This window comes from Thiofractor thiocamini (assembly GCF_055384375.1).
The window spans coordinates 1,155,792-1,167,625 of the sequence record NZ_AP042389.1; the positions used below are offsets into that span (position 1 = coordinate 1,155,792).

Sequence of the window (11,834 nt, forward strand, 5' to 3'; positions counted from 1 at the left end):
AGCCATGAGTCGTGAGTCGAATCATCGTTTCACAACTCACTGCATAAAGGGAGATTTCAAGTGAAGACAAAACTTGAAAAGATAAAATTTTATATCAAAGAGTTTAGAGATAAAGATCTTCTACACTATGCCTCAAGTCTTAGTTTTCATACCATTTTAGCTCTTATTCCCATACTTCTTATATCACTTTCAATTTTTACAAAATTACCGAGTTTTAAAAAGTATTATGAAATGATAAAAAACTTTATCTTTTCATCTTTGATGCCCAGCCAACAAGAAACTATATCCAGATATATAGATAAATTTTTGGACAATACGTTAAATATGGGAATTATTGGTTTTATATTTGTTATATATGTTTCAGTTATGTTTTTTATGGATTATGAGTATATAGTAAGTAAAATTTTCAAAACAAAACCAAAAACTTTTTGGCAAAGTATCTCTACATACTGGACACTTGTTACCCTTCTTCCCATGGGCATAGGAGTATCTTTTTTCGTTTCAAGCAAAATCCAGTATATACTAAACTCTTATCAATATACCAGTTGGATAAACATACTTGTCATACTTCCGTTTCTAATCTTTTGGATGCTTTTTTTTATCATGTATATGATATCCATAAATGTCAAAGTCGATACCAAGATAGTTCTTTTTTCATCTTTTTTAGCTTCTACTATCTGGTATATCTCAAAGACAATTTTCATTTACTATGTAAGTTACAATAAAACATACACCAGCATATACGGATCATTCAGCACTATCATGTTCTTCTTTATATGGATATATTTTTCCTGGGTCATTTACATTTACGGCTTAAAGATTTGCTACCTTTTAAACAGAGCGAAACAGCTAGAAACCGAGTAGTTTTTTTCTTATTTTTGGATTTGTAAGATTTTCTCCTCTTAACATTTTAAGCTTCATCTCATTAAAAGATATCAATCTCTTTGTAGTCGTATTTTTTTCATATGCTCCAAAGCCGTAGTGCATAGGAGTACTGTCTGTCATGGTATAATTGGCTTTTTTGGCATTTATCCATTTGTGGGTATCATCGCTGTATGTCCAAAGTTTGACATCTTTTGGATCATACTTATTTTTATGTAGCCAAAGTATCATGCACCCCGGATCATCGAACACAAAAGCTCTCCCGTCTTTTAGTATCACTTCACTTGCATGATCCATTTTTTCCACTTCCATGCCGCACTGAGGATCCATGGTGACTCCAAGTTTTACAGGTACGGGTTTTCCATCCTTGCTCATTGCAGTTGCTACTTCACGTTTTTCACAGCCTGAGAACAATATCAAGGCAACAGTTGCAAATATAATGACATTTTTCACAGCCATACTCCATTTTTTAGATAAAATATTATAGGATAAGATGATACTATGATAACATAAACAGTATCAAATATCAAAGAAATTTTTCCAAAATTTGTTTTTTTGCTACCTGTTAGAAGTATGATATATCTCGCAATTGCACTAAATGTCCCTATAAAAAGAGCCGTATATAAAACATAGCCTATATAGTGATAATCACTTTGCAACATACAAAACGGACAGTGATGAGTAGGAAGTTCATATATATATGTTCCAAAAAACGATATAAGAGATATGATAGAAGTTATAACAAATAAAATATTCATCAAAGCATAATAAATAGAGTTTTTAAGTTGATAAGTTATAAGCACCAATATAAAATTTGCGTAAAAGAGTGAAACCAAAAGAGTATTTGGCAAAGAAAGTATGGATGATATAGCTGATTTACCCGCAGCTGAAAATACAGTTCCACAGCAACTTACGATCTTTGCGGGATTGAGGGAAAAAAATTCCATGACTTCCAGTGCTATCTCGCTCATTAAAAATAGATAAATAATGATAAAAAATATAAATTTTATCCTAGTATAAGGCATCTTTTCATTTTCAAGATCCACTTTGTTTAAAACAAGCCAGGAGCTAAAAAGATATAGATTTGCAATCTTGACTATCATAGCGTAAAAGCCATATGTTGTAGAGTTCACAACTCCCACCGCACACATGGCGCCCGGTATATAAACCGAGAGTTTATCCTGCACATAGATGAAATATAAAAAAAGAGGTAATTTTAAAAAAAGGATATACTTTATAATCGTTGCAACAAGGTAGCTTTGTTTTTCAAGCTTATACTGCTTTGTAGTCGTTTTTGTAATATCCCAGTTAAAAACTATCTTTATACTTAAAAAAAATGCAATTGTACCGAAAAAGGCAAAAATCCCGTCAAGTATCAATATAACAAGAACATCGGGAGTCAAGAGATTCATTTCATTATACCTTTTACGATCTCTATCTCTTTATCGGTTATGTCAAGATCAAAAAATATGGGATCATGAGTTGCTATCACTATAGTTTTCTCATCATTTTTCAACTCTTTCAAAAATGTTAAAAAATCTTGCGAAAGCTTGGCATCCAGGTTGGCGGTGGGCTCATCAGCAAGTATGATCTTCGGATTGTTTACCAAAGCTCTAGCGATTGCCACTCTTTGCTGCTCACCACCTGAGAGATTTTTAGCCAAATCATCTTTTTTGTGGTGTATTGAAAACTTTTGCATACTAAGCTTTGCTTTTTTATCTATTTCCTCTTTTGAAAATCTTGAGGGTATAAGAGGAAGTATAACATTTTCATAAACACTAAGAGTCGGTATAAGATTGAACTTTTGAAAAATAAAGCCTATATTTTCTCTTCTATATATAGAGGCAAAATTATCAGGAAGTTTTGCGATTTTTTTACCGTCAACCTCCACATCACCGCTTGTAGGTTTCAAAAGTGCTGCCAAGATAGATAAAAGCGTACTTTTACCGCTTCCACTCGGACCTTTTAAAAGAGCCAGCTCTTTATCTTTTATATGAAACGTTATATCTTTTAAAGCCACGGTCTCATTTGGCTTACCCTGATTGAAAATCTTACAGACTTTATCTACCTTTATCATTCAAACTTTCCTTTTCGTCTCATCTGCCCATCCACTCATACACCCATCTACCTAATAACCTCATCTGCTTCCAAAGTAGCGGCAAACCATGACGGTATGATAGTAGCTGCTATATAAAGAGGAACAGTCGCAAAAAATATAAGGGTAACCGTTCCAAAATCAAAACTAAAAGGTAACTCAAAAGGAGGTTTAAGCACAGAATACCCTGTAAATATATCTCTTAAAAGAGGAGCATTTAAAAAGTACACATAAAACATACTGAAAGTCACCGCACTAAAAAATGCGACAAAAGAGATGATAAAAGCTTCATAGAATTTTTGCAAAAGTATATCTCCTATCTTCCATCCGACAGCTTTTTGGACTCCTATCTCTCTTTTTTCATCACTGCTGAGTCCACTTGTTTTATCATATATGATGATAAAAAATGTAAACAGTGCAACTATAAAAAGAGCTAAAAAAATCCCACTTTTATAATCAAATATATTATTATATGAAATTCTCAAATCATTTTTAGTAATCACTCTAAAGTTTGGAAACATCAGTCTTATCTTTGATGCTATCTCATTTATCTCTTTTGGATTTGGCACTCTTAGTGTTATATCGGTTGCCTTATCATCACTCATCCCAAAAATCTCTCTTGCGTTATCATTGCTCAATAAAATGATATCGTTTGATTCCAAAAGGGTACCGCCTTTAAAAATCCCTGCCAAATAAATCTTTTTAAAGTCACCGTTTGGCTTGATAAAATTGAAGTATTTATCATAATAATTCTCTTCAAGTATCTTTTTCACGCCCTCTCCAACTATCATAGTATTTGGCTTGTCAAAGATAGTTTTATCATATTTGTCAACAACTTTTTGAATACTTTTTTTATAATTTGCATCAAACCTACTTACTCCAACCACCGCAAAATTTGCACCCGCATTTTTAAAGTAGTAATATCCCCAAACTCTAGGACTTACTTGCGATACACCTTCTATATTGGATAACTTATCCACAACATCCAAATTTATATCTTGCTGTCGTCCGGCTTGAAGCCTTTGTATGGTTATATCCGGAAGAGAATCAACCGTATAAGATAACTCTTTTTTCAAGGAATTTGCTATAAAAAATACCGAGGAGAGCAAAAATATAAGTATAAAAAATATGATAAGTATAAAGATATTTTTGCTACCTCTTCTTTTTATAGCACTTAAAGCATACTCGAAAAGCAATAAATTAAACAGTTTCATTTTCCGTAAACCTTTGAGGGAGTATTGTATAAAACGGTTGAAGGTGCGTAAGTGAAAGTCGTTACAAAGTAGCTAACCCCTTCGGGATCTTCACTAAATATGGAAAATATATCGCTCAAGCTTCTGTGTCTTATATACTTTGCTTCGGTTGAGATACTAAGATCAGGAAGCCCTATCTTTTTTACAAAAAGCTCTTTTTGTGATAAATTATTCTCTTTCAAAACAAGATAAGTAGTTTCAAATATAAAAAAAACGGCAACCAAACCCATAAAAAAAGAAAATATCTTTAAAGTTTTACTCATTTTTCATGCTCATCAAGCGACCACACAAGATCATCATTTAATTCGTCAAATCTTTTTATAAATTTGCCGAAATGATCTTTTTTAAAGTTCTGAGCTTCTTTAAGAGTTCTAAAAGGTATCAGTTCATTACCCATAGGTCCTAAAACATTACTCCAAAAGACATAGTAAGCTTTAGTAGCATCTATACCTTTTTGAGTATAATAGTCGGTTACTATCATTTTGGTGATACTTTTTCTAAACTTTTTTATATCATATTTTCCATAGTCATCGGGATTGAAGTAAAATTTCATCATATCCTTTACTCCGTCATAACTAAAATGATGAATTTTCCCATTCTTTTTAAAATATATCTGAGCTGCCCATCTTGGATATTTGTAGACAAGCATCCCGCAAACCGGACACTTTTCGCCCTTATGAACTATAACTTCACCAAACTCTTTTGGCTTACCAACTCTTTTTATATCCCAAAGATACAAAGATACCGCGAGAAGAGCTTTTTTAGAGAGTCTCTTGCAAAGTTTTTTCTCTTTTATATCTTTTTGGAGTGATTTTATATCTTTATAGTTTTGTAGATCGATCTTTTTACAAACTTTTTGATATATCTTTTTGCCCATAGGATAGTATATGATTTTTTTTTGGGCATCTGTTATAGCAAAAAGCGAACTAACAACAATCAACAATATAAGAATTTTTTTCATACTTTTCCCCTCAATTAGCAATACTGAAAGTATATCAATCAAGTGTTAAACATTTGTTAATTTTAAATCAAAACTTGAGTTTACGGCATATCAAGCCATTTTATCAAACCTTTTGTGATCTTATCAAAAGGCAAGACTTTTGTTCCGCCATACCTTTTTTCAAAAAGTTTTACAGTAGTTCTATCAACAAAAGGTATCAAGTCATCCCCTTTTGGTCCTATAAGCCTGCTACCAAAAATATAAAGCGCTTTTTTTGCATCTATGGCTTTGCCTGTTATATAGTCTTGAACAATCATTTTTTTGATATCTTTAGCAGTTTTTGCACCATACTCAGTATAAAACCAAGGTCTATAGTAAAAGTCCATCATACTTTTTACAGAACTAAAATAAACCTTTTTACCATTTTTAAGCTCTATCATACATGCCAAATTTCCGTACTTGTTGACATTCCAATGAAAAAGCGGATCCATGGCATCTTTAGGAACTTTCAAATCCCCCGCATTTAAAAATGAAGCAGACAAAACCAAACCAAATACAAACAATATAACTTTTTTCATAAAACCCTCCAATTATTCATTTTTAATTTTTAATTATTCATTACTAAAGTATATCTTTTCTCTTAAATGAAACAAATCCGAAAATCGCAAACAATATACCGATAATAACCGGATATATCACGGCATAACTTACAAAAAGCGTATGTCCGAAATTATCAAGAAGATAATATGCTACAGGACCTATGACGGTAAGCTCGGGATCAAAAAGACTAATTGCACCCACTCTAAAAACTTCCATAGGGTTTAAAAGTGAGATGGATATGATAAGATTGTCCGAGACTCTATCTTGAAGCATAAGTCCTATGAGTGCTACATCTATAAAAGCCAGCATCACTATCCACACTACAAATGAAGCTCCTATGGCTACGTCATGAGACTTAACAATCGAAGAGATAAAAAATGCAATTCCAAGGAATGAAAACGAAAGTCCAAAAAGAAGCGCTGAGTAAAGTATCAACATATTATAAGGCAGCGCACCACCCTTGGCAACTCCCCATGCAACTCCCAAAAATAAAGCGATAATTACAGGTAAAAATACCGTCAAAAATCTTCCAAGCATTTTACCCCAGTAGTAATCTTTTAAAGATATGGGAAATGAAAGCATATACTCCAAAATATTGCTCTCCTTATCTCCGGCTATGGACTTTACGGTAGTTGTCAGTATAAAGATAGGAAGTATTATGATAGTTACTTGCATATATATAAGAAGTATCCTACTAAGGCCGCTAAATCCCATAACAACAGCATTTGTGATACCTGTTATAAAAAACAGAGCCATCAAACCGCCAAAAACTATACTGTATATAAAAAACCATTTTGACTTTATAGACTCTTTTATGTCAAGTTTTGCCACTAAAAATAAATTTTTCACTATTTGTTTTCCTTTTTCAATTTTTCCTGATTGAATTTTTCAATTTTGTATATTAACTTTATAGCCTGTTGTAAAGTTATAGGCTTTTCTCCCTTAGGTAGAGTTTTTTTTGTAAAAGCTGCTATGCCATAAGCCATGGGAGTTATCATATCATCAGTATATAAAGCCTTTCTTGCATCTATCCATTTGCCGGTTTTTGCATCGGTTATCCAAATGATAGCTTTATCTTTCCATGGGATTTTGTTTTCATCCATCCAAAGTATGGCACACCCTATATCATCAAACAGATGATGCTTTCCTGTTTTTGGATCGATGACTTGTACAGCATATTTTCTCTCGCTGATAGCCATATCACATCTCTCACACATATCCCTGTCCCAATGTATTTTGATAGGTTTTGTATTGTCTTTTTTTTCACATCCCATAAAATTTAAAACAAACAAAATTGACAATAAAGAAAACAGTATCTTTTTCAACAACAATTCTCCATTCTCAATTCTCAATTATTTTATCTTCAGTAACTTTTCCGATATCAAGATAGATAAGTCTGTTTGTAAGTCCCTTCAAATCTTCCAAGCGATGAGTTACATATATAACTGAACTTTTTTTATCTAATTTTTCTAAAAGTTTTGCAAAATTCTCCCTACCTTTTGGATCAAGATTTGCTGTCGGCTCATCAAATATATAAAGTTCACTTTGTCTTGCCAATGCTATGGCTATAAGAAGTTTTTGTTTCATACCGCCTGAAAGCTTGAAAAAAGGTTTTTTCAAATTTGCCATTATATCAAGCTCCATATCGATGGCTTCTTGCACAATTTTCTCTTTTGCAACCCCTGAAGTTGTACATATATAGCCTATGAGATCTTCTACACTTATCTTTATAGGAGGCGGGAGTTGAGGAATGAAACTTATCTTTTTGAGTATCTCCACTCTATCTTTTATAGGATCTTTTCCATCAACTCTGATACTTCCACTGTTTAACTTATAGTATCCAAGAATTGCCCTTATGAGAGTGGTTTTACCCGCACCGTTTGGTCCGAGCATCGCTATCTTGTCACCTTCTTTTATAGTAAGCGTTATATTGTCAAGGACATTTACTTCTCCGAAATTTTTGATAACATTTTTTATATCTATAATCATACAAGATTCTTTAGTCTAAATTGAAAATTATAAGCATCTGTATGACATACATCAAAACACCTACCGCACATTATACAATCACCATTAACAACCATCTGTTTTGTTATGCCTTTTTCTCTTCTTTCTCTATCATGTTTTGGCTTTGTAAACTCAAGCACATGCTCTTCGGGACACACTTGCAGACATGCCCCACAGTGATCACATTTGTCATTGTCCCACTGAACTCTTGTGGCACTAACCCATCCTACAAGATTGTAGGTTGTTCCTACAGGGCATATATACTTACACCAGGCTCTTCTTGAAACAAATATCTCAAAAAGAAGAATCACTACCACCCATACGATTGCAAGACTCCAGCCATATACGATAAATCTACTTAGTATGCCTATGGGATTTATAACCTCAAATACAAGATATCCGTCAACTGCAGCAGCTATAAGAAAAACAGCCCAAAAGAAAAATCTAACTCTTGAATCAAATTTTCTTTCTTTGATTATTTTTTTCCTTACCAATATCAAATGAATATGTTCACCAATTTCACTTAAAAATCCATAAGGACATACCCATCCACAATATGCTTTTCCACCCACAAGTAGATAAAAAACTAAAAGTGTACTTGTTCCTATAATAACATTTGTATGTATATGATGCTCAGCAGCAAATATCTCAAGTCCGGTAAAAAGATCTATAAGATGAAAACCAAGTAGTCTTGAACCGTTTAGAGTTCCTTCAAGAACCTGTACATCAGCATTAAACGATAGAAAAAAGAAAAGATTTATAACAATGATACTTATCCATCTCCAAGCTCTCCAAGTAAGTCTTGTTTTACCATTTTTATTTTTTTCTACCAATGTCGAAAGCAAGGAAGCTCTTACAAGCTCCCTTCCACTATCATGATATCTATCCATAGATTTTGCCTTTATTGATTGTTATATTTATCCCATTTTTCTTTGAAAGTTGATATTTCAGTAGCCAACTTATCCAATGTTGCTTCATCCATTTTTTGCAAAAGTCCGTACATTACATAATTTTTTCTTTTTCCGGATTTAAAATCATGTAACTGTTTTAGGATAAACTCTTTAGACTTTCCTACAAGGTTTGGTCCTATGATACCTCTACCGTTCACTCCATGACAAGATGAACAGTTTTGCTTATAAAGTGGGCTTACCTTAAATGCTGCTATATTGCCTGCTTTATTTTTTAGAGCTTCAAGTTTTTTATCCAACTCTTTATTTTTATTATCAAGTTGTTTTTTGGCTGCTGCTGTATTATCTGTACTACTTTGCATATCCTCTTTAACAATTGTAGGTTTTTTAAGTTGTACTTTTATCTCTGAAGACTTGATAATCTCATGAATTGTTTGAAGCTTATGCACTTGCTTATCCAATGAATACATATAGTACATACTCCATAAAGCCAATATTGTTGCAATCGCCGCTATGATATGTTTTATCATTTTTCATTCCTTAATTTTAATAATTTTTTATTGAAATCAGCTATCTCATTAGCTATAGCTTTTAATTTTGCATCATCCATTTGTGATACAAGGCCTTTCATAAGTACATTTTTTCTTTTACCGGATTTAAAATCCATCAATCTACCATATATAAAATCCCCATCTTTACCAAGCAAAGAAGGACCTATAATGCCATTACCATAGTCATCATGACAGGCTGAACAGTGAACCATAAAATCATGACTTAGTTTATTGATCATAAGGTTTATCTTTATCCTTTCGTAAGGTGATTTTATATGAAGATATGCATCCATGGTAGTTCTTTGATTTTTGGTGTCTTCTTCATACTTGTCAATAGATTTTGCTTCTTTTGACTTATCCTCCTTATTGTAAGAATAATAAAACTGCCCATTATTTTCTTTAGATGCAACTTTTTTTTCTTTTTTAACTGCATTTTGCGTAACTTTGATGCTACTTGCAGTGGCTACAGGTTCATTTTTAACACTTTGTTCTTCTTTCTTTTTTTCCCCGCAACCGCTCAAAGCAATGATACCTATCAATGATAAGCTGATAATTCCAATTTTACGCATTTTTATTCTCCCCATATATTTGTTTATATGTAGCTCTAGGTATTACCTCAAGTACATTTGCCGGGCAAAGCTCCACACAAGCTCCACATCCTACACAAGCTTCTCTTATCTCCGGTAATTTACCGGTTTTATGATCAACCATACCGATAGCTAAAGTTGGATCCGGTATAAAGGGGCACATGTCAGCACATATCGTACACTCTTTGCCCTCAAATTTATCTAACTTCTCAAGTAATTTCTTTTGGAGTACATACTTTTCCGGATCATCAGGGCTTATGATAAGCTCTTTTTTCTCTCTTTCGGTTTTTGATAGAATTTTTGTATGATCATATATCCTATCTATAGCACTTTTAGGAACTTTTTCATTTTTCTGCGCCAAGCAGGCATTTGGCCTTTTGACTATGGCAACACCCATGTGAACTTTATCTATACTATCACTCTCATGATCCAATGCTCCTGTAGGACATGCTAATATACAAGGAAAAGCTTTACAAAGATAGCAACCTCTCTCTCTTGGCACTATATAAGCTGTACCAAAACCTGCCATGCCTTCAACGCCTTCAAGCTTTATACAGTCGTATGGACAAACCTGCAAGCACTGACCACATTTTATACAAAGTGACAGATAGTTTTTTTCAGGGACTGCCCCTGGAGGCCTAAGTCTATTTTCCTTTGGTTTGAAGTCCGGTGCTATTGCGATTCCACCGGCTGCAACAACTCCTAGTATGCCAAGACCTGTAGCCCTCTTGATAAAATCTCTTCTTTTCTTTTCTTCTGGTGTCATAATATCTCACTCTCTTCCATAATGGGGTGTTTATCTTCTAACAATTTAACCGGCTCGGATATAGGAGCCAACTTTGCTATGAAGTTTAGTATGGATATAACAGGTGATCCATAAAAAAACCTTATATTTGGGTTTAAAAGCCAAACTTTGTCTGCATATTGATAGTATATATAAGGATTATCCCCTATACCATCACCATTTTTATCAAAACCTTCATAATCATCCCAATAGTTTCCACTCCATATATTTTGGGTAACCTTTCTATTGAACGAATCATTGACGACATTATCCATGTTGCCTTTAAATATATTTTTTTTAAATATATTGGCAATGCTTAGTGAATGAAATTTTATACCTATACTGTTATATAGTATTTTATTGTTCTCCACATAATCATGAGTTCCCGGTTCAAAAGGTGACCTATCAAAGAAAAATCCTCTTGAGCAATATATGATAGTATTACCTTTTATGGTAAAGTTCGAACTATCTTTCAAGCCTATACCTACTCCTGTTGTGCCCATAGAATTTTCTATTAAGTTACCATAAGCTTCACTGTCTTTGGAATACATAAAATATATACCAACCGAGTTATGCTTATAAATATTGTCTTTTACAATATTTTTTCCCGCATACATAAAATGCAGAGAATATCTTCCATATTCACCTATGTTTTTCTCTATCAAATTACCATGGCTGTACCAAACGACAAAATCTCTTGACTTGTACAGATGATTGCCTTTTAAAACATTGTCATTGCTATACCAGAGTCTAACACCGTCGCCTCTTAGTCCTAGAGGAAACTTTTTTGAAGTTATATAATTGTTTATAACTTTCGAATTGCTAACCATCTGCAAATCAATCCCAAAAAGACAGTCAACTATACGATTATTTTTTATCATAACATTTCTTATGAGACTGTCGTTTGAACCGTGAGCATTTTTGATTGAAATTCCGGCATCCACTCTTTCATGCTCTTTTCCACTATGCCTAATGGTTAGATTCTTTACTGTTACATTTGAACTTTTTATAGATATAACAGTACCTTTTCCATTGCCTTCTACCACTGCTTTTTGGTTTTGACCATCGATGATAAGAGGCTTGTTTATGACTATATTACCCTTATAGACTCCAGCAGGCAAAGTTAGCTTAGAGCCTGGTTTTGCACTATCTATAGCTTCTTGCAATACATTTTTTGCCCATAAATTAAGTGACAATAATATAATTGCAAAAACTATATTTTTCAAA

Annotated in this window: 16 protein-coding genes; 1 reads left to right on the top strand and 15 read right to left on the bottom strand. The window is 33.2% G+C overall.

The features are described from left to right. Window positions 1–60: 60 nt before the first annotated feature. Window positions 61–864 (top strand): YihY family inner membrane protein, encoded by an 804-nt coding sequence (locus ACZ47B_RS05765; RefSeq protein ID WP_464893593.1) that lies wholly within the window; start codon window positions 61–63, stop codon window positions 862–864. On the opposite strand, the gene ACZ47B_RS05770 is transcribed toward ACZ47B_RS05765, so the two are convergent. From ACZ47B_RS05770 to ACZ47B_RS05840, 15 genes are all read right to left on the bottom strand, one after another. Continuing rightward, entirely contained in the window at window positions 850–1,335 is a 486-nt protein-coding gene (locus ACZ47B_RS05770; protein ID WP_464893594.1) for a hypothetical protein, read from the bottom strand. The genes ACZ47B_RS05765 and ACZ47B_RS05770 overlap by 15 nt on opposite strands. After that, on the bottom strand, window positions 1,332–2,294 hold the full coding sequence (locus ACZ47B_RS05775) for a hypothetical protein (RefSeq protein ID WP_464893595.1): 963 nt from the start codon (window positions 2,292–2,294) through the stop codon (window positions 1,332–1,334). Before ACZ47B_RS05775 ends, ACZ47B_RS05770 begins: the two co-directional genes overlap by 4 nt. Continuing rightward, complete coding sequence (locus ACZ47B_RS05780) at window positions 2,291–2,959, bottom strand: ABC transporter ATP-binding protein (protein WP_464893596.1); 669 nt, start codon at window positions 2,957–2,959, stop codon at window positions 2,291–2,293. Before ACZ47B_RS05780 ends, ACZ47B_RS05775 begins: the two co-directional genes overlap by 4 nt. A gap of 47 nt (window positions 2,960–3,006) precedes the next feature. After that, window positions 3,007–4,191 carry an ABC transporter permease gene (locus ACZ47B_RS05785; RefSeq protein ID WP_464893597.1) on the bottom strand — a complete coding sequence of 395 codons (1,185 nt, stop codon included), beginning with the start codon at window positions 4,189–4,191 and terminating at the stop codon, window positions 3,007–3,009. Continuing rightward, window positions 4,188–4,493 carry a hypothetical protein gene (locus ACZ47B_RS05790; RefSeq protein ID WP_464893598.1) on the bottom strand — a complete coding sequence of 102 codons (306 nt, stop codon included), beginning with the start codon at window positions 4,491–4,493 and terminating at the stop codon, window positions 4,188–4,190. Before ACZ47B_RS05790 ends, ACZ47B_RS05785 begins: the two co-directional genes overlap by 4 nt. After that, window positions 4,490–5,191 (bottom strand): nitrous oxide reductase accessory protein NosL, encoded by a 702-nt coding sequence (locus ACZ47B_RS05795; RefSeq protein WP_464893599.1) that lies wholly within the window; start codon window positions 5,189–5,191, stop codon window positions 4,490–4,492. Before ACZ47B_RS05795 ends, ACZ47B_RS05790 begins: the two co-directional genes overlap by 4 nt. A gap of 80 nt (window positions 5,192–5,271) precedes the next feature. Then, window positions 5,272–5,748, bottom strand: coding sequence for a nitrous oxide reductase accessory protein NosL (locus ACZ47B_RS05800; protein ID WP_464893600.1), 477 nt, complete (start codon window positions 5,746–5,748; stop codon window positions 5,272–5,274). Window positions 5,749–5,791: 43 nt separating this feature from the next. After that, window positions 5,792–6,619 carry an ABC transporter permease gene (locus ACZ47B_RS05805; protein ID WP_464893601.1) on the bottom strand — a complete coding sequence of 276 codons (828 nt, stop codon included), beginning with the start codon at window positions 6,617–6,619 and terminating at the stop codon, window positions 5,792–5,794. After that, the gene (locus tag ACZ47B_RS05810) at window positions 6,619–7,095 is read right to left on the bottom strand and encodes a hypothetical protein (RefSeq protein ID WP_464893602.1); all 477 of its coding nucleotides are present in this window, start codon (window positions 7,093–7,095) and stop codon (window positions 6,619–6,621) included. The genes ACZ47B_RS05805 and ACZ47B_RS05810 overlap by 1 nt, the downstream gene beginning before the upstream one ends. A gap of 16 nt (window positions 7,096–7,111) precedes the next feature. Next, window positions 7,112–7,759, bottom strand: a complete 648-nt coding sequence (locus tag ACZ47B_RS05815) for an ABC transporter ATP-binding protein (protein ID WP_464893603.1) — start codon at window positions 7,757–7,759, stop codon at window positions 7,112–7,114. Then, window positions 7,756–8,667, bottom strand: a complete 912-nt coding sequence (locus tag ACZ47B_RS05820) for a NapH/MauN family ferredoxin-type protein (protein ID WP_464893604.1) — start codon at window positions 8,665–8,667, stop codon at window positions 7,756–7,758. The genes ACZ47B_RS05815 and ACZ47B_RS05820 overlap by 4 nt, the downstream gene beginning before the upstream one ends. A gap of 11 nt (window positions 8,668–8,678) precedes the next feature. Then, window positions 8,679–9,215 carry a c-type cytochrome gene (locus ACZ47B_RS05825; protein ID WP_464893605.1) on the bottom strand — a complete coding sequence of 179 codons (537 nt, stop codon included), beginning with the start codon at window positions 9,213–9,215 and terminating at the stop codon, window positions 8,679–8,681. Next, entirely contained in the window at window positions 9,212–9,805 is a 594-nt protein-coding gene (locus tag ACZ47B_RS05830) for a c-type cytochrome (protein WP_464893606.1), read from the bottom strand. The genes ACZ47B_RS05825 and ACZ47B_RS05830 overlap by 4 nt, the downstream gene beginning before the upstream one ends. Further along, window positions 9,798–10,589, bottom strand: coding sequence for a 4Fe-4S dicluster domain-containing protein (locus tag ACZ47B_RS05835; RefSeq protein WP_464893607.1), 792 nt, complete (start codon window positions 10,587–10,589; stop codon window positions 9,798–9,800). Before ACZ47B_RS05835 ends, ACZ47B_RS05830 begins: the two co-directional genes overlap by 8 nt. Then, the gene (locus tag ACZ47B_RS05840) at window positions 10,586–11,833 is read right to left on the bottom strand and encodes a nitrous oxide reductase family maturation protein NosD (protein WP_464893608.1); all 1,248 of its coding nucleotides are present in this window, start codon (window positions 11,831–11,833) and stop codon (window positions 10,586–10,588) included. The genes ACZ47B_RS05835 and ACZ47B_RS05840 overlap by 4 nt, the downstream gene beginning before the upstream one ends. Window position 11,834: the final 1 nt, after the last annotated feature.